The sequence below is a fragment of the Natrinema sp. LJW11 genome, assembly GCF_056135975.1.
On the sequence record NZ_JBWBDM010000004.1, the window covers coordinates 441,491 to 467,766 of the forward strand.

Here is a 26,276-nt window from a genome sequence, read left to right on the forward strand (position 1 = left end):
GGTTTTAGCCTGACTCCTCGTCCCCGAACCACTCCGCGTCGGGTCGGTCCGTCCGCCCCCGCTCGTCATCGCGCGGATCGTCCCGCAGCCCCTCGCCGCGCCCGCCGTTGGTATCGGCGTTCCCCTCGAGCGTCGACGCCGACGCTGAGCCCGCTTTCGGTCGAATCGCGGTCTCGATCTCGCCGATCAGACCGGTCTCGAGATCGGCCCGGCTGACGGGAACGACGAGATCGGTCCCGCCGCGCACCCGGAGGACGAGCCGGCGCGAACGCGAGCGGACGTAGCGCCAGACGAGGGCGGCGGCGACGGCCAGCGCGCCGCCGCCGCTCAGGAGAACGGCCCAGTCGAGCACCAGAAGCGCCGTTTCGATCGCCGAGAGCGCGCCGTCGACGAGGCGCGCGATGGCGTTCGCTCCCGGGAGCGAGCCGGTGTTCTGGAGTCCGACCGATGGCGCGAAATCGACGAACGCGACGGCCCTCGCCGTCTCGAGCAGCCCGACGCCGACGAAGGCGGCGACGATTCCCCAGCCGAGCCGGCCGAGCCGGTCGGCCGTTTCGACGCTCACGGTCCCGACGTTCGGCCGCTCGGCGTGGTGAAACCCCGGCCCGTCCGCGTCCGGGACGAACGTCATGACGCGACGGTTCGTGACGACGACCGTCGCGTTCTCGAGGTCGACGCGCCGTTCGACGCTCTCTCCGTCGTCACACAGCTCGTCGACGTGCTCGCGCCACTGCGCGACGCGCTCGCTTCGGGTCTCGGGCATCGGCGATCGCCATCACTGCTCCACCGTCGACCCCCAAGTACGTCGGTGCCCGTTCGCGCGAGTAGGGCGCGCCTTCGGGACGGATCCGATGCCGTCAGACGGCGATCGAATCCGTCGGGGCGGGTTCGACACGGTACTTTCTCGGTGCTCGGCCGACAACCCGACGCGTATGAGTGACTCGATGGTTCGGTGCTGGCTCGTCGAACGAACGTTCGACGACCGCAACCTCGTGACGATCGTCTACGCGACGCCCGACGGCTCGCGCTACCAGCAACGGGAGCGATCCGCGACATCGCTGCGAACCGGGTCGGCGGTCACCGCGGCCGCGGAAATTCCGGAAGACGAACTCGAGCCGGTCGCCGACGAGGCGACCCGCGAACGCTACGCTACGGAGGTCGAACGGACCGTCGAACAGCACGAGCCCGACGACCCGATATAGGCATGATAATCCTTCACATTTAGATCGATGATATCGGCGCGTAACGGCCGATAACCGTTGAATACACCTGTAACGGTGATGTCACAAACCTTATCGGGCAACGCTACGACCACTTTGCCATGCCCGCTATCACAGTCGACGACCTGACCAAGTCGTTTGGTCAAACCGTCGCACTCGATGACCTCTCCTTCCGGGTCGAAGAGGGCGAGGTGTTCGGATTCCTCGGCCCCAACGGCGCCGGGAAGTCGACGACGATCAACATCGTTCTGGACTTCGCCCGCCCGACGGCTGGCGAGGTCAGCGTTCTCGGAATGGACGCCCAACGGTACAGCCGAGACATCCGACAACGAACCGGCGTCCTCCCCGAGGGCGTCGAGTTGTACGACCGGCTGACCGCCCGCCAGCACCTCGAGTTCGCGATCGACTCGAAAAACGCCGACGACGACCCCGAGGCGCTGCTCGAGCGCGTCGGCCTCGTCGATGCGCTCGACAGGAAGGCCGGCGGCTACTCGAAAGGGATGGCCCAGCGGCTCATGCTCGCGATGGCGCTGGTCGGCGAGCCCGACCTCCTGATCCTGGACGAGCCCTCGACCGGTCTCGACCCGAACGGAGCCCGCGAGATGCGCGAAATCGTCCGCGAGGAGAACGCTCGCGGGGCGACCGTCTTCTTCTCGAGTCACATCATGGAGCAAGTCGAGGCGGTCTGCGACCGCGTCGGCATCCTCCGGGACGGCGAGATGGTCGCCGTCGACTCCGTCGAGGGGCTGCGCGACTCCGTCGAAGGCGGGACGACGCTCCGCGTCACCGTCGATCGGATCGACGACGACGCGCTGCAGGCGGTCCGCTCGCTGCCCGATGTCAGTAACGCCACCGTCGAGGGGCAGAACCCGCCGACGGTCGTCGTCGCCGTCGACGGCTCCAAGACGGCCGTCCTCTCCGCGCTCGAGGACCGCGGCATCGAGATCCGGGACTTCGAGACGACCGAAGCGTCGCTCGAGGACGTCTTCCAGTCGTACACGACCGACGCCGGGACGGAGGTGCACGCGCGATGAGCACCGATACGGGTACCGGAACGGGGTCCGTGGATTCGGACGGATCGCCCTCGAGTACGATCAACCTCGAGAGCGTCCGCGCGGTCGCGAAGAAGGACTTCCAGGACGCGGTTCGCTCGTGGCTGTTCTGGGGCCTGAGCGTCTTTTTCTTCGTTTTAATGGCAGCCCTGGCCGGCTTCCTCTCGTGGGCGAATCCGGACAACTTCACCACCCTCAACTTCATTAGCACGATCAGTCAGGTGAACAAGCTGATCATCCCGCTGATCGCGCTCGTGCTCGGCTGGAAATCGATCGCTGGCGAACGCGAGAGCGGGAGCATCAAGGTCCTGCTGTCGCTGCCCCACTCTCGGAAGGACGTCCTCCTCGGGAAGCTGATCGGTCGGACGGCCGTGCTCACGCTTTCGTTACTCATCGGCTTCCTCATCGCGATGGTCGCCGTCGCGTTCGCGGTTTCGGAGTTCTCGTTCCCGGCGTACATCGGCTTCCTCGCGATGACGATTCTCTACGCGCTCGCGTACATGAGCATCGCCGTCTCGCTCTCGTCGCTGACCCGTTCGACGACGATGGCCGGTGCGGCGATGTTCGGCGTGTTCGTCCTGTTTTACATCATCTGGAACTCCATCCAGCAGGCGCTACGGCTTCTGATGAACCGAGGCTACTTCGAGGGCGTCACCTACACCGTGTCCGGTCCGGGCAGCCAACCGTTCGAAATAACTCGGTTGCCGAACTGGGCGCAGTTCATCAACATGATCGATCCGGGAACCGCCTATGCGAACACGATTACTATCTTTAGTGCGCTCTCGGGGGACGAACTCGGCACGGCATTTCAGGAGGCCGCCTATCCCGACGGAATCCCGTTCTACTTGCAGGACTGGTTCGCCTTCGTCATCTTGCTGTTCTGGATCGTCGTCCCGATCGCTATCGCGCTCTACCGGTTCGATCGCGTCGACATCTAGTCGAGACCAGAGCTGGCGGCCTGAGTGCCGTTTACGGAACGCTCGAGTGCTTTTCTGTCCGGGGTATCCGTTTACGACAGCGGCCGTGGTACGCGCCGCTATGACCGACTGCATCTGCTACGGCGGGAAGGGCGGCGTCGGCAAGACGACCTGCGCCGCGGCGACCGGGCTCTCGCTTGCCGCTTCCGGTTTGCGGACGCTCGTCGTCTCGACCGACCCCGCTCACTCGCTGGCCGACTCGTTCGAGGCCGATATCGGATCGGAGCCGACCGAACTCGAGATGCCCGCTCTACGTGAGGGTACCGAGACGGCCGCGCCACTCGAGCCCGAGGTCGACCGATCGGGGGGCCTGTGGGTCGTCGAGATCGATCCCGAAACGCAGCGAGAGCGCTACGAGAAACTGGCGCGAGCGCTGGCGGCGGACCTGCGCAGCGCCGGAATCAGCCTCTCTGATTCGGAGGTCGAGGAACTCTTCGCCGGGGGCGCGCCGGCCGGCAGCGACGAGATCGCGGCGCTCGATTTGCTGGTCGAGTACGTCGATTCGGGCGAGTGGGACGTCGTCGTCTTCGACACCGCGCCGACGGGCCACACCCTGCGGCTGTTCGACATGCCCGGGGCCATGGGACGCGCGCTCGAGACGGCCCGTTCGCTTCGCGGGCAGGCCCGCCGGATCGGGTCGGCGGCTCGGACGGCGGTGCTCGGGCCGATGTCCATGCTCGGCGGGCGGAGCGACGACGAGGACGAGAGCCTCGCGGCGTTTCAGGCCCGCCTCGAGCGCGCACGCGAACTGCTGACCGATCCCGAGCGCACCGAGTTTCGGGTCGTTCTGATTCCGGAGGCGATGGCCATCGCGGAGTCCGAACGGCTCGTCGCGCGGCTTCGCGAAGCCGGCGTGTCGGTCGAGCGGCTGGTGGTGAATCGGGTGCTCGAGGACCCTCACGAGGGCTGTCCGCGCTGTGAGTCGCGACGAACTCGTCACGAGGAACGGCTCGCGGAGATCCGCGAGACGTTTCCGGGGCTCGAGGTGGTGACGCTGCCTGACCTCGAAGGTGAGGTGCAGGGCGGGGAGTCGCTGGCGGTGATCGCCGAGCGGCTGCCGACCTGAGCGATCACAGTGGTTTTCGCCACCAGACCTATGGTGTCAGACGGTCTACACACGACTATGGCACTCTCGCTCGGTCGGAACTCGTCCCCGCTTGTCACGGCGATCGGCGCGGCCGTCGCGCTCGTGGCGATCGTCGGTACGCAGGTGCTAGGCTGGGGGTGGGGCTCCGGACAGCTCATCCCGACGATTATCGGCGTCGTCGTCGCCGTGATCGCAGTCTTCGTGGTTCTCACTCGTCGGTAATCAGAGTCGTTTTCTCAGAATTTTCTCTCGCCGTTGGGTGGGACATCTACAGGAAGCGTTCTGCTTACGCTGGCAACAGGGAATCACCACACCCTCCCCAACCGATTCGCTCGGTCATTCTTCCCTCGCTCATCCCTCGCACGAGTTCGCAGTGCGGTTCGTCGTCGACTCACCGCACTACAGCGCGCGCCACCGCATGATGGATGGTCGATCTGGAAACGGACCGAGAGTGAGTCTCTCGGAGTGCTCGCGCCTCATCCCGAGCAACTACCCGAGGTCGACTCCTTCCTCCTCGAGCAGTGCCTGGAAGTCGGACTCGTCGAGGATCGGCACGTCCTCGTCTCGGGCGTCCTCCTGCTTCGTCGCGCCTGGATTGTCGCCGGCGACGAGGTAGTCCGTATTGCCGGAGACGCTTCCCGTCGCGTTCGCGCCGTGGGTCTCGACGAGTTCCTGCGCGTCGCCTCTGGTCATCTCCTCGAGCGAGCCCGTGAAGACGAAGGTCAGTCCCGCGAGCTCGTCGCCGCCGGTGTCGACGTCGACTTGCTGCGGGGAGACGTGCTCGAGCACGCCGTCGACGACGGCAGCGTTCGCTTCGCTCGTGAAAAAGTCGCGTATCGTCTCGGCGACGGTGTCGCCGATTTCGTCGACGTCCTCGAGTCGCTCGTGGTCGGTTTCCGCGACCTCGCGAAACGCGTCGAAGGTGCCGAACTCGCGAGCGAGCTCCCGGGCCGTCGCCGGGCCGATGAGCGGAATGCCGAGCGCGGAGATGAAGTCGGAAAGGGGCGGCTCGCGACTGGCCTCGATCTCCGCGAGCAGGTTCTCTGCGCTGGTCTCGCCCCACCCCTCGAGCGCCAGCAGATCCTCACGCTCGAGTTCGTAGAGGTCCGCGACGGACGCGAGCAGGCCGGCGTCGACGAGCTGGCGGACGCTCTTTTCGCCGAGACCCTCGAGGTCGAGACCGTCGTCGCCGGCGTAGTACTCGATCGATCGTCGGAGCTGGGCGTCACAGCCCAGCCCGCCGGTACAGAAGGCGATCGGCCCGTCGCGCTCGACGGGGCTGTCGCAGACGGGGCACGCGTCGGGCATCTCGTAGTGTCCCTCGCTGTCCTTCTCGACGACCTCCTCGACGTAGGGGATCACGTCGCCAGCGCGCTGGACGCGGACCGTGTCGCCGACGTTGACGTTCTTCTCGGCGATCTCCTCGGGGTTGTGCAGGCTCGCCCGCGACACCGTGACGCCGCCGACGTCGACCGGCTCGAGCAAGGCGACGGGCGTCAGTCGCCCGGTCCGACCGACCTGCAGCGCGACGTCGACGATCGGCGTCACCTCCGCGCGGGCGGGGAACTTGTAGGCGAAGGCCCAGCGGTCGTGGCGCGCCGTCTGCCCGAGTTCCTCGCGGGCGTCTCGATCGTCCACTTTGATCACGACGCCGTCGATCTCGTAGTCCAGGTCGTCGCGGGCCTCGAGCAGGCGGTCGCGGTACTCGATCGCGTCCTCGATGTCGTCGACGACTTCGACGCGGTCGTTCACCCGCAGGCCGAACTCGGGGAAGCGCTCGAGCTCGCCTCGGTGGGTGTCCTCGAGTTCGCTGGCCGCGAGCACGTCGAAGTAAAAGACCGCGAGCGGGCGTTCGGCGACGACGGTCGGATCGAGCTGGCGGATCGTGCCGGCGGTCGCGTTCCGCGGGTTGGCGAAGGGCTCCTCGCCGCGCTCGATGCGCTCGCGGTTGTGCGCCTGAAACGCGTCCTTGGGCATGTAAACCTCGCCCCGGACCGCGAGAAACTCGGGGTGATTCCCGTGGAGTTGCTGCGGAACGGAGCCGATCGTACGGGCGTTGCGCGTGACGTCGTCCCCTTCGCGGCCGTCGCCGCGGGTGACGGCGCGCTCGAGGCTGCCCTCCTCGTAGACGAACTCCATCGAGACGCCGTCGAACTTGGGTTCGCAGACGTACTGTACGTCGCCTGCGTGCCCGCTGGCACGCAACTCTCGCTGCACGCGATCGCCGAAGTCCCGCACGTCCGCCGGCTCGCCGCTCTGGTCGATCGAGAGCATCGGTTCGACGTGTTCGACCGTCTCGAACGCCTCCATCGGCTCGCCGCCGACGCTTCGGGTGGGGCTGTCGGGATGGGAGAGGTCGAACGCGTCCTCGAGATCGCGCAGCCGGGAAAAGAGCGCGTCGTAGGTCCGGTCGGCGATCAGCGGTTCGCTCTCGACGTAGTACCGGCGGTCGTGCTCGCGGATTGCCTCGCGGAGCAGTTCCACCTGCTCGCGGGCCTCCTCCTCCGAGAGCTCTTCGATCGGCGCGAAGTCGTTGGGGGGATCCCGGAGGTAGGGGTTGTCTTCGTTCGCGTCCTCGTCGGCGACTGGCATTCTTGCTCGAGGGTAGCCGCTCGCACCCGTTAATGGTATTGACCGCGGGGCGGCCGCTCCGTTTCGACCCGACTCGAGTCGGGGCGAGGCCCACTATTTCCACGGGTTGTCCACCAGTTCGCTGTGGACGGTCGAGCCGACGGCGATCCGACAGTCGGTTCGCGGTGTGGCGATACACAACAGGACGTAGCCGTCCGCTCGGTGTCGATCCTTCAGGGCTCGAGGCGGACGGCGATACGCGAATACGGCGTCGATACCGGCTCCTCCCGTATCGCCGTCGTCTCCGGGTTCCGTCCCGTGGGCCTCGAGTAGCCGTCCCGTACAGGTCCCGCAGGCACCGGTACGACAGCCGTACGGGAGCCCGATATCGTTCCGTTCGGCGGCCTCGAGGACCGTCTCGTCTTCGCGAACCCCGATCGTCCGCGTTCGGCCGTCGGGCCACTCGAGGGTCACGTCGTGGCTCGTCATGGCTCCGCTCTCTCCGGACGATTACCCGCGGCGATCACTGCCAGACGTCGCTCGTGCAGTCGCCGTCGGGCCACCGGATCTCGTGGGCGCGGGCGGGCCCCTCCGGACACTCTCCCCAGTCGACCAGGAAGTCCTCGTCGAGTTCCATCGTCCCCTTCCGGGGATCGACGTCGGCTTTCAGCATGACGGACCCGCGCTCGGCCTCCTCGGGGTAGAACTGGTCGTCCCACGAGGAGAACAGCGAGGTGGTCCAGTAGAGGCGTTCGCCGTCCAGCGAGAGCTGTATCATCTGCGGGCCGGCGGCCAGTTCGCGGCCCTGAACCTCCTGGACCTCGCCGAAGGTGCCGCCGACGGACAGCGAGTCGGCCCGCCGCGGGTTCGACGGGTCCGAGACGTCGTACATCCAGACCTCGCCGTGGAGCCAGTTCGAGCCGAACAGGTAGCGATCGTCCATCGAAATCAGGATGTCCGTCGGGAGCGCGGGGACCGGCATGTCCCAGTCGTCGTGCTCCCGGCTCTCGAAATCTATCACCTTCTCGGCGCGGTACGCTCCGTCGCCGCCGTCCGCGTCGTCATCGTACCAGAAGTGGAAGACGTTCGACGAGAGCGCGGCTCCGACGAACCCGTGGGTCGACTCGGGGGTGTGGAGGAAGCGCACCTCCAGGGGGATCAGTCCCTCCTCGCCGAGATCGATCGTCTGCTCGACGGTGCCCGCCTCCCAGTCCCAGAAGTGGAGCCGCCGGCCGTAGTTCCCTTCCTCGACGTCCTCGAGATCGAACCCGGGGTAGTACGTTTTGGGGGCGGCCCACTCGCTCGAGACCATCACGTTCTGGCGGGGCTGGTACCAGTAGTCGTAGTTCATCTCGATCTCGCCCGGCGGCTCCCATCGGCCCTCGATCTCGAAGTCCTCGTTCAACTCGAGGAAGCCGCCCGGCAACTCGCCGTCGGCGTCACCGAGCATGCTGATCAGGATCTCTCCGTCCGGGATGCAGTGGACGGTGTGCGGTGCCGAGAGATCGTACTCGAAGACTTCCTCGGGTTTGATCACCGTCTCGAGTTCGGGGTTCCGTCGGTCTTGCGCGTCGATCACGTGGATCCGCGAGGAGCGCTGGCCAGGGACGATCAGGTGTCGCCGCTCGAGGCCCTCGACGTGACACGACGACGAGCAGGCGTTCCACCCGAAGTGGTGGAGTTCGTCGCCGCGATTCGGCAGTTCGATGCGGTCGACGATCTCGCAGTACGTGTCCGAGTCGGGATCGAGATCGACGACCGAGACGAAGTCCGGCGCGTCGACGTCGGTGCCGACGTAGAGGCTCATCACGTAGGCCAACCGTTCGCGCTCACCCTCTTCGATGGCGGCCTGAGGCGTCGCGTAGCCGGGTCCCTCGTGGTGGTGCTCGTGATCGTGGCTCGATTCGACGTCGTCTGGTGTGCTAGCATCACTCATGGGTGTACCGACCACGAACGAGTAGATAAATCTGGTCGGGGGTGACGAGAGCGGGCGGGAATTACGCCCAGGGGCTGTCGCCGACTTCGGCGCGGACCCGCGGACCGACCTCGAGGCGGCAGTCGGCCCGCGGCGAGGCGATACAGAGCAGGAGGTAGCCGTCCGCGCGTTCGGTCTCGGTCAGCGCCGCAGGCGTCCGTCGATAGGTGAACGCGTCGGCGACGTCGAGCGGGCGATCCGTTTCGCCGTCCTCTCCGGCCTCGAGTCCGATCAGCCGACCGACGCAGGTGATACACGTTCCCGTCCGACAGTCGTACGGGAGCCGAACGCCGGCCCGCTGGGCCGCCTCGAGCACCGTCTCGTCCTCGTCGACGGCGATCGTTCGGGACGGGCCGTCGGTCCGCTCGAGCGTCACGTCGTACTCCGTCATCGGTGTCCCTCGGCTGTCGAACGCCGTTCGATCGTGCGACTCATATTCGGTGCTACGACGGGCAGTCGGAAAAGGGAGACGCGAGCGCTCGCCCGGTCGCGTCGGCTCGAGAACGGCCGACCGATACCCAGTATTTACCCGCACCCGACCCGTAGAGCCGGACAGATGGGACAGGGAACGGAGTTCGGACTGGTCGACCTCGAGGACGTCGAGAGCCCGGGCGACGAGTGGGAGGAGATCGACGTCTCGGAGACCGACGCCGATCGCATCGCTCGCAAGCGCGATCGGAAGTTCGAGCAGTTCGAGGAGCGGATCAAGGACGCCGACCAGTTCAAGGTCGAGCAGTCGGTGTTCGACGACGCGACGCTGGCGGCGCTCTACAAGCTCGTCCAGGACGGCTACGTCGAGGCCTTTGGCGGCCCGCTCTCGACGGGCAAAGAGGCCAACGTCTACCTCGCGCAGGGCGACGACCGCGAGGTCGCGGTCAAGATCTACCGGATCAACGCCTCGAACTTCACGCAGATGCGCGACTACCTCGAGGGCGACCCCCGCTTCGAGGGTCTGGGGGGCAAGAAGAAAGACGTCGTCCTCGCGTGGACCAAGAAGGAACTGGCGAACCTCCGGCGAGCGCAGGCGGCCGGCGTGCGGGTGCCCGAACCGCTCGCCACCGAGCGCAACGTGCTGGTCATGGAGTACATCGGCACCGAGGACGGTCGCGCGAAACGCCTCGGCGAGGTCCAGATCGAGAATCCCCAGACGGCCTACGAGGTCATGCGCGAGTACATGCGCCGACTCTACTCGGCGGGGCTGATCCACGGCGACCTGAGCGAGTACAACGTCGTCTTCGACGAGAGCGAGGGCCAGCTCGTGTTCATCGATCTCGGGCAGGCCGTCACCGTCCACCACCCCAACAGCCGCGAGTTCCTCGAACGAGACTGTCGGAACGTGGCGAGCTTCTTCTCCCGGCAGGGGCTCGCGGTGACCGGCGACGAACTGTTCGAGTTCGTCACGAGTCCGGAGCCGGATCCGTCGCGGAGCTGATCGCCCCACTGCCGTCTAGTCGTCCTGAAGCCCTCTGTCGCCGAGGCGTCCCGAACGCCTTAGTGGCTCGCCCGCGCGCGAACGAGTATGAACGTCGGCATCATTTCGGACACGCACGATAACGCCGAGGCGACCGAACGCGCCACCGAGATTTTTCGGGAGGAAGGGGTCGAGATCGTCATCCACTGCGGCGACTTCGTCGCCCCGCTGATCGTGCCCTCCTTCGAGGCGTTCGAACTCCACGGCGTTCTCGGGAACAACGACGGCGACGTCGCCAACCTGCAGGCCGCGTTCGACTCGCTGGGCGGTGAGAGCCAGCTTCACGGCCGGTTCGCGGATCTCGAGTTCGACGGGCTCTCCCTTGCAGTCCTCCACGGCGAGAGCAAAGCCGAGGTCGAAGCGATCGCGGCCGGCGAGACGTACGACTTCGTCTGTTACGGTCACCACCACGAGCGCGAGCTCGCCGATGACGGACGGACGACGGTACTCAACCCCGGTGCCCACTTCCTGCCGAAGTCCGAGGAGGACCGGACCGTCGCGGTCCTCGACACGCGCTCGGAATCGGTGCGGTTCCGATCGGTGCTCGAGTAGCCGTTTCGACGGCCGATCGAGCGGTGCCGGCCGCCGCCGGCTCCCGCGTTCACATGAACATTCGATCCTCCGGGAAACTCCGATTCTCGGGGTTCGCCTGGGACTCGAGCGCCTCCATTCGATCCGCGAGCTCACCGTAGTACCGCTGGAGCTCCGTGGCCCGTTCGCGAAGCTGTTCGTCGTCGATCTCGAGCCCGTAGACGGTTTCCAGCAGTTCCAGATACCGAAGTGACGCCTCGAGGTCCGGCCCGGGCGGATGCGTCGGGGTGACGAACGCGCCGAGCGGCGGGGCTTCCCGTTCCAGACTGCGTCTCGTCAGTGCGCCCGCGACGCCGTCGAGGACGCCCCCGCTGACCGGCGAGACGGTCGACTCCGCGAGCCGACGGTCCCTGTACTCCGGCGTGGCGACGGAGAAGACGTCGTGTTCGTCCGGGCCGTGCGGATACGGAACGCCGTGAAAGACGGCCAGCTCGTCGATGTCGGTCGAGTCGATCCACTCCAGAACCCCGTCGACGAACGCGTCTGCAGTCCACACCGGGACGAACAGTTCGCTGAGCAACACGGTGCAGTCGATCTGCGTCGACGCGTACACGCGCATCGGATGTCGCGGTTCGCCGTTTTCGACCGGGGTGATCTCCGGCAGGCCGCGGGATCGAACGTACCCGACTCGTTCGAACTCGCGGTGTGTGACGAGGTAGTCGACGGCCGTGAGTCCCGCCAGTCCGACGTTCGCGAGCCCGACGAGCAGCGTCCCCTCGAGCGGGTCGTCTGTCGAGACGGACACGTCGTACACCGGTTCGGGTGCCATACCGTTCGCTACGTTCGAGCGCGACTTATAAGAGCAGCCCCGCGCTGACCGCGGAACCGTCGGACGGTCATCCGCGGGTCGGCTCGCGGCGGGAGTCCCGGCCATCGCGAACCGGCATCGAATCCGATCCGTCGACGGCTCGGGTCGGCCACCGGCGACCGAGACGGCCGCGTGCGTCGGTGTCACGAGCCACCCAGTGCTCGCGGACCAAGGTCTTAACCTCACCCAGCCAGTAGCGGACCGTATGCAGCACGTGAAGATTCCGCAGGACCGCATCGGCGTTCTCATCGGTGAAGGAGGCGAGACGATGCGCGAGATCGAGGCGGAAGCGGAAGTGCGACTCGACATCGACTCGGAGAACGGCTCCGTCGCCGTCGAAACCGTCGGCGATCCCGTACTCGGCCTCAAAGGCCCCGAGATCGTTCGCGCGATCGGCCGCGGATTCGCACCCGAAGACGCCCTGCGACTGCTCGAGGACGACATGATGTTGTTCGACGTGGTCGACATCGACGCCGCCTCGCGCAACAAGACCGACATGAAACGCAAGAAGGGCCGGCTCATCGGCGAGAGCGGCCGGACCCGCGAACTGATGGAGGAGCTGACCGGGGCCGACGTCGTCATCTACGGCTCGACGCTCGGCGTCATCGGCGGCCCGCAGGAGGTCGACGTGGTCCGCAGCGCCGCCGAGATGCTCCTCGACGGGGCACCCCACGGCGCGGTCTACTCCTTCCTCGAGGAGAAGCACAACGAGATGAAACACAAGGGGATGGAGTACCACCGGTTCCCCGGCGGCCAGTCCTAACCGAACACTCGGGGCACTCACGACTCGGTTTTCCTCCGCTCCGTCGATACAGCGGTATTCGACTGGTTCGTTCGCGTCGTTGACACACCTCCACGCGTCCTGTCAGCTGACCGGCCGAGTTCGGTTTCCCGCGGCTGTCCGAACGTCGCTACAATCACCGGCGACGCGCAGCCGTTCGACGATTCTCACGCAGTGTGACCATATATACCCGAACGCCCATCGGATCGAAAACGCCAGACAGGGGCCGCCTCGAGCACACTCCTCCATCTGATAGAGAAAGCCTTATATAGAATCACAAACAATCACTCGAGTGACTATGGCTCAACAGCAGATGGGCAATCAGCCCCTTATCGTACTCTCGGAGGACAGTCAGCGAACCTCCGGAGAGGACGCGCAGTCGATGAACGTACAGGCCGGGAAGGCCGTCGCCGAGTCCGTTCGGACGACGCTCGGCCCGAAGGGGATGGACAAGATGCTCGTCGACTCCTCGGGCAACGTCATCGTCACCAACGACGGCGTCACGCTGCTCTCGGAGATGGAGATCGACCACCCCGCGGCCGACATGATCGTCGAAGTCGCCGAGACCCAGGAGGAAGAGGTCGGTGACGGCACCACCAGCGCCGTCGTCATCGCCGGCGAACTCCTCAGCCAGGCCGAGGACCTCCTCGACCAGGACATCCACGCGACCACCCTCGCCCAGGGGTACCGAGAGGCCGCCGAGGAAGCCACCGCGGCGCTCGAAGAGATCGCCATCGACGTCGACGAGGGCGACACCGAGATCCTCGAGCAGATCGCCGCGACGGCGATGACCGGCAAGGGCGCGGAGAACGCCAAGGACCTGCTCTCGCGACTCGTCGTCGAGGCCGTCCGCGCAGTCGCGGACGACGACGGCGTCGACACGGACAACATCAAAGTCGAGAAGGTCGTCGGCGGCTCCGTCGAGAACTCCGAACTCGTCGAAGGCGTCATCGTCGACAAGGAACGCGTCTCCGACAACATGCCGTACTTCGCCGAGGACGCCGACGTCGCGATCGTCAACGGCGACCTCGAGATCAAGGAGACCGAGATCGACGCCGAAGTCAACGTCACCGACCCCGACCAGCTCGAGCAGTTCCTCGAGCAGGAGGAGGCTCAGCTTCGCGAGATGGCCGAAGCGGTCGCCGACGTCGGCGCCGACGTCGTCTTCGTCGACGGCGGCATCGACGACATGGCCCAGCACTACCTCGCACAGGAGGGCATCATCGCCGTCCGTCGCGTCAAGTCCAGTGACCAGGCCCAGCTCGCCCGCGCGACCGGCGCGACGCCGGTCTCGAGCGTCGACGACCTGACCGAGGACGACCTGGGTGCCGCCGGTAGCGTCGCCCAGAAGGAGATCGCCGGCGACCAGCGCATCTTCGTCGAAGACGTCGAGGACGCGAAGGCCGTCACCCTGATCCTCCGCGGTGGCACCGAGCACGTCATCGACGAGATCGACCGCGCGATCGAGGACTCGCTGGGCGTCGTTCGTACGACCGTCGAGGACGGTAAGGTGCTCGCCGGCGGCGGCGCACCCGAGATCGACGTCTCGCTCTCGCTGCGCGACTACGCCGACTCCGTCGGCGGCCGCGAACAGCTCGCAGTCGAGGCATTCGCCGACGCGCTCGAGGTCATTCCGCGCACGCTGGCCGAGAACGCCGGGCTCGACCCAATCGACTCCCTCGTGGAGCTGCGCAGCGCCCACGACGGCGGCGACACGGGTGCCGGGCTCGACGCCTACACCGGCGACACCATCGATATGGACGCCGAGGGCGTCTACGAGCCGCTCCGCGTGAAGACGCAGGCGATCGAGTCCGCCACCGAGGCGGCCGTCATGCTGCTTCGCATCGACGACGTCATCGCCGCGGGCGACCTCGCGGTCTCCCACGACGACGATGACGAAGAGATGCCGCCGGGTGGCCCCGGCGGTGGCATGGGCGGCGGCATGGGCGGTATGGGCGGCGGCATGGGCGGCATGATGTAAGAGAGGTCTGAGCGAAGCGAAGACCTCTGAAAGGCGAGCGGGGAGCGAACGCGACCCGCGAGCCAGAACTAAATTTTGCTCTGCGGGCGCGGCGAAACCGCGCCCTCGGCAAAATTTAGTATAAAAGCACTCCTCCGTCCGTTCCGGTCCCTTCGGGACCTCCACATCGGTCGTCGGCCCGCTCGGGCCTGCGTCCCTCGCGGTGTGAACGGAGGACTTCCACCCGCATTGCCCACTGCAGTCGGCCCCATTTTGTCGTTCTCTCTTTCGGTAGCGCTCCCGGATCCCCTACTCCCGTAGTTCGCGCTCCCATGAATCGAATCGATCGAGACTCGAGTGCCGTCGCCTCGCAACCCTCATGTATGTTTAGATACAAGAATCGGTCGTGACGAACGACGCCGACAGAAAGCGAGACGTAGCGACCGCCTTCAGCGGCGCGACGGACGGCTACCGGGACGGGGCCGTCCTCAAGGAGGGCGCGGACCTCGAGCGCCTCGTCGACTGGACCGCGGGCGCGACGCGGGCGCTCGACGTGGCCACCGGTGCGGGCCACGTCGCCGGTGCCGTCGCCGACCGGGGCGCTCCGCGGGTCGTCGCGGCGGACCTCTCCCCCGAGATGGTCGCGACGGCGACGGCCGACTACGACGGGCTCGAGGGGACCGTCACCGATGCCGAACGCCTCCCCTTCGCGACGGACTCGTTCGACGCGATCACCTGCCGCTTCGCCGCGCACCACTTCCCGGCTCCCGAGGCGTTTCTCGCCGAGGTCGAACGCGTCCTCGCGCCGGGCGGGACGTTCGCGCTCGAGGATCTCTGCGTGCCGGCCGACCCCGACCTGGCGGCGTACGTCAATCGGATCGAGCGGATTCGGGACTCGGGACACGTCGAGACCCACTCTCGGGAGCAGTGGCGCGACTGGCTCGAAGCCGCGGGGCTGACCGTCGAGACGGTCCACGAGACGAGCCGCCGGCTCGAGGTCGACGCCTGGCTCGACCGAATGGACGTGCCGGCCGACGATCGCCGAGCGATTCGGTCGTTGCTGGCGGACGCACCGGCGGCACTCGAGAACGCCTTCGAGTTTCAGTACGACGACGGCGGCGACGAGCGCCGACTCGAGTCGTATCGGACCGGCGTGGTGTTGTTCCGGGCGGCGGCCTGACGCCCCCGGAACTGGGACCGCTCACCATAGCGGTGGAACCAGGACCCATACCGGGCGTTCCCGAATCCCATGTTGCCGTGGATTCACGACGAACTAAGTGATCTCCCGCAATATTCGCCAGTATGAACACGCTCCTTCTGGACAGCGACGACGTCGACGAGCACGCCGCGCTCGCGGACGTCATCGACGCGGTCGAGCAGGCGTTCGCGGCCTTCGAGCGCGGAACCACGCAGATGCCCGCGAAATCCTACATCGACCTCCCGCAGTACAACGGCGACTTCCGGTCGATGCCCGCCTACCTCGACACCGGCGAGTGGGACGCGGCCGGGCTGAAGTGGGTCAACGTCCACCCGGACAACCCCGCGGACCACGACCTGCCGACCGTCCTGGGGACGATGATCTACTCCGATCCCGAGACCGCGTTTCCGCTGGCGATCATGGACGGGACGGCGCTCACGATGAAGCGGACCGGCGCGGCCGCGGCCGTCGCGACCGACTATCTGGCCGTCGAGGACGCCTCGAGTCTCGGCATCGTCGGCGCCGGCGTCCAGTCCTATACCCAACTCGAGGCGATCAGCGAGGTCCGGCCGATCGAGACGGTCGTCGTTTCGGATCCCGACGACGAGCGGGTCCGGCGGTTCGTCGAGACCTACGAGGGCCGCTTCGACGTCCGCGGCGGTTCGATTTCGGAAGCCGGGCACTGCGACGTGCTGTCGACCGTGACGCCCGTCGAGGAGCCGATCGTGGGACTCGAGGACGTCGGCGAGCAGACGCACGTCAACGCCATCGGGGCCGACGCCGAGGGGAAACACGAGCTGGCAGATGCGCTGCTCGAGGCGGCGACGATCGTCATCGACGACCGCGAGCAGTGCACCCACTCGGGCGAGATCAACGTCCCCTACCGCGCTGGGACGTTGAGCGACGCGGACATTCACGGTGAGATCGGGGAACTCGTGGTCGGATCGAAAGCGGGGCGGACCGACGAGACCGGGATTACGGTGTTCGACTCGACCGGACTCGCGATTCAAGACGTGGCTGCCGCGCGGGTGGTTTACGAACGGGCCTCGGCGGACGGTGCGGGCTACGGGTTCGACATGGTCGGGTTCGAGGGATCCCCGTGAGTCGCTTCGCGGTCCGCCGTCCGCCGATCGAATCGCCGGTCGCCAGGGAGTAACTTCTACTTGCTCTCGCTCCTGTCTTGATACACCAATGGAACACGTACGGACGCTCGAATGTACGCTCTGTGGCGAGACGTACGACCCCGAGCAAATCGTCTACACCTGTTCGAACCACCCGGGCGTTCAGGGGATACTCGAGGTGCAGTACGACTACGACGTCGTCCGCGAGCGCTTTGACGAACCCCTCGACGGGAATATCCGAGATCAGTGGAAGTACCGGGCGTTCCTCCCGGTCGAGGCGGACGCGGAGCCGGTGACGTTGCAGGAGGGCGGAACGGACCTCTACGATGCGCCGCGCCTCAGCGACGAACTGGGCGTCGAGATGCGGGTGAAAGACGACGGACGCAATCCGACGGGCGTCCTGAAGGACCGCGCGACCAGCGTTTCGGTGACGAAGGCGATCCACGCCGGGCGCGACGTCGTTACGTGCGCGTCGACCGGCAACGCCGCGGCGTCGCTCGCCGGGTACGCTGCCCGGGGCGGAGTCGACTGTCGGATCTTCGTTCCGGGCGATGCGCCCGAAGGGAAACTCGCACAACCGCTGGTCTACGGTGCGGACGTACTCGCCGTCCGGGGGAGTTACGACGAAGCCTACGATCTCAGTATGGCGGTGACCGAGGAGTTCGGCTGGTACAACCGCAACGCTGCGATCAACCCGTTCCAGGTCGAGGGCAAGCGAACCGTCGGTCACGAACTCGCCGAGCAAACGCGGGGCGACGTGCCGGACTGGCTGGTGTTCTCGATGGGTGACGGCTGTACGATCTACGGCGGATGGAAGGGGTTTCGCGAATTTCGCGATCTCGGGTTCGTCGACGAAGCGCCGAAAATGCTCGGCGTTCAGGCCGCGGGTGCGAGCGCCATTCACGACGCGTACCACGAACACGACTCGACCGACGACGTCGCGAACACGCTCGCGGACAGCATCGCAGTCGGCCGTCCGCGCAACACGGTGAAGGCGGTGAAAGCGCTGAACGAGAGCGGCGGTACGTCGGTCGTGGTCAGCGACGACGAGATCCTCCGCGGGGAGAAGACGCTCGGTAGCGCCGAGGGAATCTACGCCGAACCCGCCGGGGCGGCCCCCATCGCGGGGATTCGAAAGGCGCTATCGAAGGGGATAATCGACGAGGACGAATCGGTGCTCGCCGTCGTCACCGGCTACGGACTGAAAGACGCGAAGAGCGCCGTGGAGGCGTCCGGGAGCGCCACGGAGATCGCGGCGGAGCTGGACGAGGTAAAGAAGCGATACGGTTCGTAAGATCACTCCCGCTCAGAGGGTGTCTCGCCGCCGATCGGGCGTTTCGGGAGTCTCGACTCGCCACGTCTCTCGATGCTGTGTTTCGTCCCTCTGACCGTCTCCGATACGCCTTCTCACTCGCTGCGTTCGCGGAAGCTGGTAGCCGAGCGAACTGCGCCCACTCTGGATTCACTGCTGGCCGCTCGCGATACTCACGTGCCGCGCAGCCGTCGCGGAATCGAACCGGTCATCGACAGCTCGTCGGCGTAGTGGACGACCGGGTCGCCGGTCGGCGTCGGCAGGCCGTTGGCCTCGAGCATCGTGTTCTCGTGGATCGTCACCGCGGCCGGTTGGAGCGGCCACGGATCGTGTGCGATCTCGCCGGCCAGGACGCCGCTGGCGGTCGGCGCGTAGAACCGCCGACGGGCGGTGAGCCAGTGCTCGAGCGTGTCCGGTTCGGCGGTTCGGATCTCGCCGTCGGGACGGTAGGTCGCGGCGAATCGAGCGGGCGTGTTACCGTCCGTCCGCCGGCGCTCGCTCGCGAAGGCGACGTGGTTCTCCTCGGTGGCTCCAACTCGAATGTTCGCGTCGTAGACGGGCAATCTCGTCCTTCGGCCGATCGTTGCCGCGACCACCGAACTGTCGAGATCGATACTGAAGAAGAAGAGCCCGGGATCGCCACGATAGCGGACGTAGGTCCGGACGTTGAGTTCGGGAAACGCCAGCCGGGTGATCGACGGCGTCCCGCGGAGGCCCACGTTCGTCAGCACGAACGGGAGCACGCTCAGCCAGGCGCGACCGTCTCTGGTCTCGAGAGTCAGTTGACCGGGGACGTGCGGTCGAAGGGCGTCCGGATCGACCGGCCAGTGGACGAACAGTCCGTCGCGCCAGGTCATCGAGGCGACGTGCGGTGCGGTCGGCGACGATCCCCCTGCGAACCTCCATCGGAACGGATCCGTGCGTTGTGCAGTCATCCTCGGAACCAACAGGTACTGTCAGTACCCGACGACGGGGCGACGTAAATACTATCTAGAATGCTGTCAAATTCGATGGTGGTTCTGCCACTACCCTGCGAACAGGGCCGCTGTCCGATGCCGGACCGTGGCGCCGGCGTCAGTCGGCCGGATCGACCGCTGTGTCGTCGGATCGCTCGAGCGTGACGCCGTCCGAGCCGTCGTCACCCGCATCCGGCGATTTGAGACTCTCGATCACCTGATCGGTGGCGTCGGTCGCTCGCAACACCAGCACGCCGAACCCGATCCGGGTGAGGATGTCGAGGTAGGAGGCGACGAAGATACCGCCGAACGCGTCGAGCAGTCCGAGCCCCTGTCGCGAGACGAACCCCATGACCAGATAGAACACCCAGAGCAACAGGAGCAAGTTCCGGAGCTTCCCGTAAAGCAGGACGCGCTCGCCGCTTTGCTCGCCCGAGCGTTTCGTGATCGGCCACACCATCAGGAAGACGATCCCGATCAGGCTGACGATCGTGACACCGTTCATCACCGCTGCCAGCGTCGGATCGACGAGATATCTGGCGGCGCTCGTGCCGACCCAGACGAAGCTCAGGCCGACGAGCGCGGCGAGCTGTCGGCGGGTCGCGCCGGCGACCAGCCCCGCGATGCCGACCATGATCGGCGTCACGATCACGTAGTCGACGTAGCGGCTCATCGGGATCGGCGCACCGCCGGCCGTCGTGATGCGGAACAGCTCGATCGACATCCCGAAGTTCGCGAGCCCGAGCGTGCCACAGATGATCGGCACCGGGAGGTAGTACCGCCGTTTTCCCGCGGGTAGCGTCGCGATCCACCCGAGGAAGCCGACCGTCGCGACCGCCATCGCGTAGAACGCGAAGCGATAGAGCTGGTGTTCGGGGATCATCGGGTCTCACCCCCCTGTGCGGGGGCGGTCGTGGACCCTGGTTCCGCGGTCGAGACGGTGAACTCGTCGACGGCGTCGGCGAGGTTCGCCGCCCGTTCGTCGAGCCGCGTCGCCTCGGCGGAGACGTCGGTGATCGTCGCAGTCGTCTCTTCGGCGGCCGCCGCGACCTGCTGGGCCTGCGAGGTCGTCTCGTCGGCGACGCTCGCGACGTCCTGGACGATCGTCGCCAGCTCTTCGGCGGACCCCGCCTGTTCGTCGGTCGCCTGATCGATCTCCTGGACGCCGATCGTCACCTGTTCGATCTCCGTCGCGATCCGGTCGAGCCTGTTCGAGAGCGAGTCGACCTGTTCGGTCGCCGACCCGATCGTCGATTCGGCCGCCTCGATCTGCGTGGCACTCTTCGTCGCGCGCCGCTGTATCGATTCGATCATAGTTTCGACGTCGTCGACCGCTTTCTGGGTCTCAGCTGCGAGTTCCTTGACCTCGTCCGCGACGGCCTGGAAGCCGCCGCTATCGCTCGAGGCGCTTTCGGATCGCGCGGACTCGATTGCCGCGTTCAACGCGAGCATGTTGGTCTGGCCGGCGATCTCGTCGATCAGCTCGACGATCTCCTGAATCTGTTCGGCCTCCTCGTCCAGCGACCGGATCGTCTCGGCGACGGCTTCCGTCTGGTCGCTGGCCGCGTGCATCTCCGCCGTCGTCTCGGCGGCCGCCCGCTGGCCGTCGGTCGCCAGTTCGTCGACCTGACTGGACTGCTCGGCGATGGTACTCGTCGCGGCGGCGACCTCCTCGACGGTCGCGGACATCTCCTTGACCTCGGTCGACGCCACCGACAGGTCCTCGGCCTGCGACGCGGAGCCGTCCGAAATCTCCTGAACCGACGTGCTGACCTCTTCGCTCGCCCGCCGGATCTCGTCGGAGCTGGTCTGGACCTCGGTACTCGTCCGCGCGACCGCCGCGGAGATCGTCTTGACCTGGGCGACCGTCTCCTCCAGATCGGCGATCATCTCGTTGAACGCCTCGGCGATCGAGACCATCGCCTCGTGGTCCGTCTCGGGCTCGAGACGCCGCTGGAGGTCACCGTCGGCACACGCCGCCATGACCTCGCTGTAGCGCTCGGCTTCGGCCTCGAGCTCGCGGTTTCGCTCTTCGGTCGTACGCTGGGCTTCGCGGGCGCGTTCGCGCTGGTCCTCGAGGTCGGACAGCGTCTCCCGAAGCGAGTCTCGCATCGACGCGAAGGAGCCGTAGAGCGATCCGACCTCGTCGATCCGGTCGGTCTCGAAACCGACGTCGAGGTCGCCGTCGCCCATCCGTTCGGCTTTGCCGGCGAGCCGCCGGAGGTTCAGCGAGATGTTCCCGCCGAGGACGACTCCGACGAGGCCGAGGTGGAGGATGACGACCAGCAGCAAGGCGACTAGCGACGACGTCGCGGTCCGCTGTGGGCCGTAGACTGCCGCCGCGGTATCGTAGCTCGTAACCGTCAGCGATTCGCCGCCGACGTCGATCGCCGCCGACGTGGCCGCGAACTCCGTGTCGGCGTCCTCGGGGGTCCCGGTTGCGACGCCGTCTCCGACCGGCGAAGCGGCGGCGAGGACGGCGTCGTCGCCGACCGTCGCGGCCTCGCCGACCGCCGCGATCCGCTCGCCGTTCGCGTCGGTGACGATCGTCCGCCGGTCGTCTGCGGTCTCGAGCGTCGAGCCGAATGCGCTCGCGGGGGCGGAGACGGCGACGTAGCGGTCCGATTCGTCCTCGACCGCGGCGACGAACGAGAGCACCGACTCGTCGCTCGCGACCGCGTCGTGGGCGGCGCTGGGCCCGTCGGTGGGACCCTCGACGCCGGCCGTTTCGAAGAAGTTCTCGCCGACCGCGCCGTCCGCGCTACTCGCGAGCACCTCGCCGTCGCCGTCGAGATAGTGGACTTCGCTGATTCGGTCCCCGCGCGCCGACTGGGCCGTCGCGAGCCGTTCGCCGATCTCGGCCTCGGTCCCCTCCCGGACGGTCGCATCCGCGGCCAGCCCGTCCGCCGTTTCGGCGTTCGTCTCGAGCCAGGTCGCTGCGACGTCGCTTCGGTCCGCGGTTCGATCGCTGAAGTGGTCTTCCGCTGCCGGCCCGACCGTGCCGGAAACGTGTCCCAAAAAGAGCGCGGAAACCAGCACCGTCATTACGACGACCAGCAAGAATATGAGACCGATCTTTACACTGTACGTTTCTCTGAGCCGATCAGGGAGATAGTCCTCGAATGCCATAGTGTCTCGTTGAGCCGTCGGGCGGCGCGACGCTACCCGATGTCTTCTTTAACAATGTTTACCCGCCCCAATTGAATGTATCGGTTGGACTGATTGTCGCAAATGATAGTCATACACTATCCCGTGAGAATCAGTTCTAGAGACGTTAGTTCCGCCATTTGCTTTCGACTATCAACCAATCAGATAAATATAATTATAGTTACTCGGGTGATAGCGGGGCGAAAATCGACGGAATATCGGCGAACTGCCATCGTCTCTCCGCAGAAGGCGCGATTCGATTTACGTGGCGGCGATCACCGGGGTCGGGTTCAGTCGTCTATCTCGATCGCCGGGCGACCGGGTTCGGCGTTTTTGCGCACGTCGTCGTCGGCCTCGTCGGCGCGAACGACGCGAACCGCTGCCTCGAACTCGCGTTCGATCAGCCACGCCGCGGACTCGAGGGCCGCGTGTTCGTCGTCCGGCCCGAGCGTCATCGACAGCGCCTCGCGTTCGGCCTGGAGGTCCTGCCCGTAGTCGGCCGCGGCGTCGCCGTGCTCGCGGATGTGGCTTTCCTGCATGAGCTCGCCGATCAGGTTGTCGGCGTCGCTCTCGATCGCGATCTCGAGGGCGTCGTACTTCCAGTCGGGGGCGACGACCACGTCGATCGCCGTCGGATCCTCGATCCCCGCAACGTCGACGATGTCGCGGATGTCCTCGCGGGTGTTCGCGACCAGTCGACGGCGCTTGGCGACGTAGTCTCGGTCGACGTCGGCGGTCGGCCACTCGGCCTCGGCGACGAACCCGTCGTTGCCCAGCGTCTCGTACAACGCTTCGGCGAGATGGGGAGCGACCGGCGAGAGCAGGCGAACGACCGCCGACAGGCCGCGCTCGTAGGTCTCGGCGTGGGGTTCGGTGTACTCTGCATACTGTCGAAGCGTCCGCACCAAGTCCTGCGTTTCGCGCAGCGCCTTGTTGAACGTCAGGTCGTCGTACTCGTCAGTGGCGATGGCGATCGTCGCGTCGATCTCCGCGTCGACGTAGCTCGCGACGGCGTCGTCGTCGCCGTCGGGTTCGTTCGACGTGAAGTCCTCGACCATCACCTTCAGCCGATCGAGGAAGGCGTAGGTCGACTGCACCCCCTCCTCGCTCCAGTCGAAGTCGCGCTCGGGCTGAGCGGCTTGCATCATGAACAGGCGCGCGGTGTCGGCCCCGTACTCCTCGACGATCCGCTGGGGCGAGACGACGTTACCCTTCGACTTGGACATCTTCTCGCCCTCGAGCTGGACCATCCCCTGTGCGAGCAGGTTCGTGAAGGGTTCCCGGTGCTCTAAGCCCTCGTGGTCGGCGAGCACCTTCGTGAAAAAGCGCGAGTAGAGCAGATGCATCACGGCGTGTTCGATGCCGCCGACGTACTGATCGACGGGCATCCAGTCGTCGGCCCGCTCGCGGTCGAAGGGCGCGTCCTCGAGACCCGGCGAGACGTACCGCAGGAAGTACCACGAGGAGTCGACGAAGGTGTCCATCGTGTCGGTCTCCCGGACCGCATCCCCACCGCACTCCGGACAGGTCGTCCGCTTCCACTCCTCGGCGGCGTCCAGCGGGTTTCCGGTCGTGTTGATGAACTCCGGCAACTCGACGGGCAGGTCCTCCTCGGGGACCATCACGGGGCCGCAGTCGTCGCAGTGGATCACCGGAATCGGGGTGCCCCAGTAGCGCTGGCGGGAGATGCCCCAGTCGCGCAGCTGGTACTGCGTGGCCTCCTCGGCGCTCTCGACGTCCGCGGTCAGTCGTTCGCGAGCCGCCTCGCTCTCGAGACCCGAGTACTCGCCGGAGTTGACGAGGACGCCGTCGTCGGTGTACGCCGCCTCGCTCACGTCGGGTGCGCCGGGAATCGTCTCACCGTCCCAGCCGTCCGGTTCGAGGGCGATGACGGGCTCGATGTCGATCCCCATCTTCCGTGCGAACGCGTGGTCGCGCTCGTCGTGACCCGGAACGGCCATCAGCGCGCCCGTTCCGACGTCGGAGAGGACGAAGTCGGCGACGTAGACGGGAATCTCCTCGCCGGTGACTGGGTTCGTCGCGGTCAGTCCCGTCTCGACGCCGTTGGGTTCGTCGCCCTCGGGGTCGGCCTCGTGGTCGACGAACTCCCTGATCTCCTCGTTTTCGACGGCCAGTTCCTCGCTAATCGGGTGGTCCGGTGCGAGCGCGAAGAACGTCGCGCCGTAAACGGTGTCGACGCGGGTAGTGAAGGCCGTAACTGAACCGTGGTCCTGGATTTCGAAGTCCAGTTCCGTCCCGTACTGCCGACCGATCCAGTTGCGCTGCATCTGGCGGACCGAGTTGGGCCACCCCTCGAGGTCGTCGATCGCTTCCAGTAACTCGTCGGCGTACTCGGTGATCTGCAGGAACCACTGCTCGAGTTCGCGCTGCTCGACGGGCGTATCGCAGCGCCAGCAGAGTTCCGCCTCGCCCTCGACTTGCTCGTCGGCGAGGACGGTCTCGCAGTGGGGACACCAGTTGACCTCGGCGTCGCGGCGCTCGACGAGCCCCTCCTCGTGGAACCGCTCGAAGAGCCACTGGTTCCACCGATAGTAGTCGGGCGTGCAGGTGGCGATCTCCCGCTCCCAGTCGTAGCCAAAGCCCATCGACTCCATCTGTTCGGTCATCGTCTCGATGCAGTCGAACGTCCAGTCGCGGGGGTTGGTGTCGCGCTCTTTGGCCGCATTTTCCGCGGGGAGACCGAACGCGTCCCACCCCATCGGATGGAGAACGTCGTCGCCGCGCATTCGGCGATACCGGGCGTACGCGTCCGTAATCGTGTAGTTGCGGACGTGGCCCATGTGGAGTTTGCCCGACGGATACGGGTACATTCCGAGGACGTACGTCGGATCCTCGACGTCGTCGGGCGTCCGATAGACGTCCGCCTCGTCCCACGCCTCCTGCCAGCGCCGTTCGACCGTCGCGTGGTCGTATCCCGCGTCGCTCATTTGCTTATATACGTATAGGAGGGGACGCCGTTCTATAGCTTTCCATACCGTACCCCGTCGAGGCCGTCGAACGCCCCCGTCGAATGCCCCTCGAGCCGCCGGAACGGAGCGGCGGCCGGCTCCCAGAGCTGTCGGCGGCTGGCCCGCAGAGCTATCGGCGGCCGTCGACGCCGACGTTGACTCGGCCGATCGCCACCCCGAGCCGTCCCGAACGCCCGTCCCGAGCGGTTCCGGAAGGCAAGCGGTTTTATTCTCGTCTCGTCCCATCCTGTGGTATGGTAGCAGATTCCACCGTTTTCGTCACGGGTGCGAGTCAGGGACTCGGCCGCGAAATAGCCGTCGCGTTCGCCGACGAGGGCGCGAACGTCGCGCTCGCGGCCAGAAGCGACGGCATCTACGAGACCGCGGACCTGATCGACGCCCCCGAGCGGACGCTGGCGGTCGAGACCGACGTGACCGATCGCGACTCGGTCGCAGCAGCCGTCGACGAGACGATCGAGACCTTCGGCGGGCTGGACTGTCTCGTGAACAACGCCGGAATCGCCGGCCCCACCGTGCCCCTCGAGGAGACGACAGACGACGAGTGGCTCGAGACGCTGGACGTCAACGTCGTCGGCGCGGCTCGCGTCACGCGGGCGGCGGCCCCGCATCTGCGCGAGTCCGAGCGGGGTAGCGTCGTCAACATCTCCTCGATTGGCGGCAAACGGCCCTACGCCAACCGGGGGCCGTACGCGGCCTCGAAGATGGGGCTGATCGGTGTGACTCGTGCGCTGGCGGCCGAGTTCGGCGACGACGGCGTCACAGTCAACGCGATCTGTCCCGGCCCGGTCGAGGGCGACCGGATCCGGGGCGTCTTCGAGCGACAGGCCGAGGCGGCGGGCGTCCCCGCGGAGGCGGTCGAGGGAACGGTCCTCGAGAGCCTCATGATCGACGAACTGGTCCCGCCCGAGGAGGTCGCGGACACGGCCGTCCACCTCGCGAGCGAGGCGTCGCGCCACGTCACGGGGCAGGACATCAACGTCTCGTCGGGCGGAGCCTGGTACTAAAAACTCATACGGTCTCCTGTCCGTCATTGCCGGTGGGACCGCGACCCGTCCTGCG

Annotated in this window: 23 protein-coding genes; 13 read left to right on the forward strand and 10 right to left on the reverse strand. The window is 66.5% G+C overall.

Annotated elements, in window-relative coordinates:
• Window positions 1-4 precede the first annotated feature (4 nt).
• Entirely contained in the window at window positions 5-763 is a 759-nt protein-coding gene (locus tag AC0QDI_RS13960) for a hypothetical protein (protein ID WP_474669118.1), read from the reverse strand.
• A 169-nt stretch (window positions 764-932) separates the two neighbouring features.
• Here AC0QDI_RS13960 and AC0QDI_RS13965 point away from each other — a divergent pair, with 169 nt between their 5' ends.
• The 5 genes from AC0QDI_RS13965 to AC0QDI_RS13985 all read left to right on the forward strand — a co-directional run bounded on the left by AC0QDI_RS13965 (window position 933) and on the right by AC0QDI_RS13985 (window position 4,558).
• A complete protein-coding gene (locus tag AC0QDI_RS13965; RefSeq protein WP_474669120.1) occupies window positions 933-1,202 on the forward strand; it encodes a DUF7967 family protein in 270 nt (89 codons plus the stop codon).
• Between the two features lie 119 nt (window positions 1,203-1,321).
• Window positions 1,322-2,254, forward strand: a complete 933-nt coding sequence (locus tag AC0QDI_RS13970) for an ABC transporter ATP-binding protein (RefSeq protein ID WP_474669122.1) — start codon at window positions 1,322-1,324, stop codon at window positions 2,252-2,254.
• Window positions 2,251-3,210: an ABC transporter permease gene (locus AC0QDI_RS13975; RefSeq protein ID WP_474669124.1), complete on the forward strand. Its 960-nt coding sequence runs from the start codon at window positions 2,251-2,253 to the stop codon at window positions 3,208-3,210. The genes AC0QDI_RS13970 and AC0QDI_RS13975 overlap by 4 nt, the downstream gene beginning before the upstream one ends.
• A gap of 100 nt (window positions 3,211-3,310) precedes the next feature.
• The gene (locus AC0QDI_RS13980) at window positions 3,311-4,315 is read left to right on the forward strand and encodes an ArsA family ATPase (RefSeq protein ID WP_474669126.1); all 1,005 of its coding nucleotides are present in this window, start codon (window positions 3,311-3,313) and stop codon (window positions 4,313-4,315) included.
• Window positions 4,316-4,372: 57 nt separating this feature from the next.
• On the forward strand, window positions 4,373-4,558 hold the full coding sequence (locus AC0QDI_RS13985; RefSeq protein ID WP_474669128.1) for a multidrug transporter: 186 nt from the start codon (window positions 4,373-4,375) through the stop codon (window positions 4,556-4,558).
• A 267-nt stretch (window positions 4,559-4,825) separates the two neighbouring features.
• Here the strand turns inward: AC0QDI_RS13985 and ligA are convergent, their stop codons facing one another.
• From ligA to AC0QDI_RS14005, 4 genes are all read right to left on the reverse strand, one after another.
• Complete coding sequence (gene ligA, locus AC0QDI_RS13990; RefSeq protein ID WP_474669130.1) at window positions 4,826-6,928, reverse strand: NAD-dependent DNA ligase LigA; 2,103 nt, start codon at window positions 6,926-6,928, stop codon at window positions 4,826-4,828.
• 93 nt (window positions 6,929-7,021) lie between these two features.
• Entirely contained in the window at window positions 7,022-7,396 is a 375-nt protein-coding gene (locus AC0QDI_RS13995) for a 2Fe-2S iron-sulfur cluster-binding protein (protein WP_474669132.1), read from the reverse strand.
• A gap of 34 nt (window positions 7,397-7,430) precedes the next feature.
• Window positions 7,431-8,843, reverse strand: a complete 1,413-nt coding sequence (locus tag AC0QDI_RS14000; RefSeq protein ID WP_474669134.1) for a selenium-binding protein SBP56-related protein — start codon at window positions 8,841-8,843, stop codon at window positions 7,431-7,433.
• A 61-nt stretch (window positions 8,844-8,904) separates the two neighbouring features.
• Window positions 8,905-9,273, reverse strand: a complete 369-nt coding sequence (locus tag AC0QDI_RS14005; protein WP_474669136.1) for a 2Fe-2S iron-sulfur cluster-binding protein — start codon at window positions 9,271-9,273, stop codon at window positions 8,905-8,907.
• 165 nt (window positions 9,274-9,438) lie between these two features.
• Here AC0QDI_RS14005 and rio1 point away from each other — a divergent pair, with 165 nt between their 5' ends.
• Both rio1 and AC0QDI_RS14015 read left to right on the forward strand, forming a co-directional pair.
• Entirely contained in the window at window positions 9,439-10,314 is an 876-nt protein-coding gene (rio1, locus tag AC0QDI_RS14010) for a serine/threonine-protein kinase Rio1 (RefSeq protein WP_474669138.1), read from the forward strand.
• A gap of 87 nt (window positions 10,315-10,401) precedes the next feature.
• Window positions 10,402-10,905: a metallophosphoesterase gene (locus AC0QDI_RS14015; protein ID WP_474669139.1), complete on the forward strand. Its 504-nt coding sequence runs from the start codon at window positions 10,402-10,404 to the stop codon at window positions 10,903-10,905.
• 49 nt (window positions 10,906-10,954) lie between these two features.
• Here the strand turns inward: AC0QDI_RS14015 and AC0QDI_RS14020 are convergent, their stop codons facing one another.
• Window positions 10,955-11,713, reverse strand: coding sequence for a proteasome assembly chaperone family protein (locus tag AC0QDI_RS14020; protein ID WP_474669141.1), 759 nt, complete (start codon window positions 11,711-11,713; stop codon window positions 10,955-10,957).
• A 244-nt stretch (window positions 11,714-11,957) separates the two neighbouring features.
• Here AC0QDI_RS14020 and AC0QDI_RS14025 point away from each other — a divergent pair, with 244 nt between their 5' ends.
• From AC0QDI_RS14025 to thrC, 5 genes are all read left to right on the forward strand, one after another.
• A complete protein-coding gene (locus AC0QDI_RS14025; RefSeq protein ID WP_273738640.1) occupies window positions 11,958-12,515 on the forward strand; it encodes a KH domain-containing protein in 558 nt (185 codons plus the stop codon).
• Window positions 12,516-12,846: 331 nt separating this feature from the next.
• On the forward strand, window positions 12,847-14,514 hold the full coding sequence (gene thsA / locus AC0QDI_RS14030; protein ID WP_474669250.1) for a thermosome subunit alpha: 1,668 nt from the start codon (window positions 12,847-12,849) through the stop codon (window positions 14,512-14,514).
• Window positions 14,515-14,899: 385 nt separating this feature from the next.
• On the forward strand, window positions 14,900-15,673 hold the full coding sequence (locus AC0QDI_RS14035; RefSeq protein WP_474669143.1) for a class I SAM-dependent methyltransferase: 774 nt from the start codon (window positions 14,900-14,902) through the stop codon (window positions 15,671-15,673).
• Between the two features lie 122 nt (window positions 15,674-15,795).
• Window positions 15,796-16,794: an ornithine cyclodeaminase family protein gene (locus AC0QDI_RS14040; protein ID WP_474669145.1), complete on the forward strand. Its 999-nt coding sequence runs from the start codon at window positions 15,796-15,798 to the stop codon at window positions 16,792-16,794.
• A gap of 88 nt (window positions 16,795-16,882) precedes the next feature.
• Complete coding sequence (gene thrC, locus AC0QDI_RS14045; protein WP_474669147.1) at window positions 16,883-18,106, forward strand: threonine synthase; 1,224 nt, start codon at window positions 16,883-16,885, stop codon at window positions 18,104-18,106.
• 191 nt (window positions 18,107-18,297) lie between these two features.
• Here the strand turns inward: thrC and AC0QDI_RS14050 are convergent, their stop codons facing one another.
• The 4 genes from AC0QDI_RS14050 to leuS form a co-directional block, all read right to left on the reverse strand.
• Window positions 18,298-19,059, reverse strand: a complete 762-nt coding sequence (locus AC0QDI_RS14050; protein WP_474669149.1) for a YqjF family protein — start codon at window positions 19,057-19,059, stop codon at window positions 18,298-18,300.
• Window positions 19,060-19,198: 139 nt separating this feature from the next.
• Window positions 19,199-19,963 carry a bacteriorhodopsin gene (locus tag AC0QDI_RS14055; RefSeq protein ID WP_474669151.1) on the reverse strand — a complete coding sequence of 255 codons (765 nt, stop codon included), beginning with the start codon at window positions 19,961-19,963 and terminating at the stop codon, window positions 19,199-19,201.
• Window positions 19,960-22,209: a methyl-accepting chemotaxis protein gene (locus AC0QDI_RS14060; RefSeq protein WP_474669153.1), complete on the reverse strand. Its 2,250-nt coding sequence runs from the start codon at window positions 22,207-22,209 to the stop codon at window positions 19,960-19,962. The genes AC0QDI_RS14055 and AC0QDI_RS14060 overlap by 4 nt, the downstream gene beginning before the upstream one ends.
• Before the next feature lie 308 nt (window positions 22,210-22,517).
• Window positions 22,518-25,175, reverse strand: coding sequence for a leucine--tRNA ligase (leuS, locus tag AC0QDI_RS14065; RefSeq protein WP_474669155.1), 2,658 nt, complete (start codon window positions 25,173-25,175; stop codon window positions 22,518-22,520).
• A gap of 275 nt (window positions 25,176-25,450) precedes the next feature.
• Here leuS and AC0QDI_RS14070 point away from each other — a divergent pair, with 275 nt between their 5' ends.
• Window positions 25,451-26,221: an SDR family NAD(P)-dependent oxidoreductase gene (locus AC0QDI_RS14070; protein ID WP_474669157.1), complete on the forward strand. Its 771-nt coding sequence runs from the start codon at window positions 25,451-25,453 to the stop codon at window positions 26,219-26,221.
• Window positions 26,222-26,276 lie beyond the last annotated feature (55 nt).

Excerpts from the sequence above, each read along its gene's own strand:
- ligA (WP_474669130.1), bottom strand. The coding sequence starts at position 6,928 with ATGCCAGTCGCCGACGAGGACGCGAACGAAGACAACCCCTACCTCCGG.
- rio1 (WP_474669138.1), top strand. The coding sequence starts at position 9,439 with ATGGGACAGGGAACGGAGTTCGGACTGGTCGACCTCGAGGACGTCGAG.
- leuS (WP_474669155.1), bottom strand. The coding sequence starts at position 25,175 with ATGAGCGACGCGGGATACGACCACGCGACGGTCGAACGGCGCTGGCAG.
- thrC (WP_474669147.1), top strand. The coding sequence starts at position 16,883 with ATGGAACACGTACGGACGCTCGAATGTACGCTCTGTGGCGAGACGTAC.
- AC0QDI_RS14040 (WP_474669145.1), top strand. The coding sequence starts at position 15,796 with ATGAACACGCTCCTTCTGGACAGCGACGACGTCGACGAGCACGCCGCG.
- AC0QDI_RS13995 (WP_474669132.1), bottom strand. The coding sequence starts at position 7,396 with ATGACGAGCCACGACGTGACCCTCGAGTGGCCCGACGGCCGAACGCGG.
- AC0QDI_RS13975 (WP_474669124.1), top strand. The coding sequence starts at position 2,251 with ATGAGCACCGATACGGGTACCGGAACGGGGTCCGTGGATTCGGACGGA.
- AC0QDI_RS14025 (WP_273738640.1), top strand. The coding sequence starts at position 11,958 with ATGCAGCACGTGAAGATTCCGCAGGACCGCATCGGCGTTCTCATCGGT.
- AC0QDI_RS14020 (WP_474669141.1), bottom strand. The coding sequence starts at position 11,713 with ATGGCACCCGAACCGGTGTACGACGTGTCCGTCTCGACAGACGACCCG.
- thsA (WP_474669250.1), top strand. The coding sequence starts at position 12,847 with ATGGGCAATCAGCCCCTTATCGTACTCTCGGAGGACAGTCAGCGAACC.
- AC0QDI_RS14000 (WP_474669134.1), bottom strand. The coding sequence starts at position 8,843 with ATGAGTGATGCTAGCACACCAGACGACGTCGAATCGAGCCACGATCAC.
- AC0QDI_RS14015 (WP_474669139.1), top strand. The coding sequence starts at position 10,402 with ATGAACGTCGGCATCATTTCGGACACGCACGATAACGCCGAGGCGACC.
- AC0QDI_RS14050 (WP_474669149.1), bottom strand. The coding sequence starts at position 19,059 with ATGACTGCACAACGCACGGATCCGTTCCGATGGAGGTTCGCAGGGGGA.
- AC0QDI_RS14060 (WP_474669153.1), bottom strand. The coding sequence starts at position 22,209 with ATGGCATTCGAGGACTATCTCCCTGATCGGCTCAGAGAAACGTACAGT.
- AC0QDI_RS13970 (WP_474669122.1), top strand. The coding sequence starts at position 1,322 with ATGCCCGCTATCACAGTCGACGACCTGACCAAGTCGTTTGGTCAAACC.
- AC0QDI_RS13965 (WP_474669120.1), top strand. The coding sequence starts at position 933 with ATGAGTGACTCGATGGTTCGGTGCTGGCTCGTCGAACGAACGTTCGAC.
- AC0QDI_RS13985 (WP_474669128.1), top strand. The coding sequence starts at position 4,373 with ATGGCACTCTCGCTCGGTCGGAACTCGTCCCCGCTTGTCACGGCGATC.
- AC0QDI_RS13980 (WP_474669126.1), top strand. The coding sequence starts at position 3,311 with ATGACCGACTGCATCTGCTACGGCGGGAAGGGCGGCGTCGGCAAGACG.
- AC0QDI_RS14005 (WP_474669136.1), bottom strand. The coding sequence starts at position 9,273 with ATGACGGAGTACGACGTGACGCTCGAGCGGACCGACGGCCCGTCCCGA.
- AC0QDI_RS13960 (WP_474669118.1), bottom strand. The coding sequence starts at position 763 with ATGCCCGAGACCCGAAGCGAGCGCGTCGCGCAGTGGCGCGAGCACGTC.
- AC0QDI_RS14070 (WP_474669157.1), top strand. The coding sequence starts at position 25,451 with ATGGTAGCAGATTCCACCGTTTTCGTCACGGGTGCGAGTCAGGGACTC.
- AC0QDI_RS14055 (WP_474669151.1), bottom strand. The coding sequence starts at position 19,963 with ATGATCCCCGAACACCAGCTCTATCGCTTCGCGTTCTACGCGATGGCG.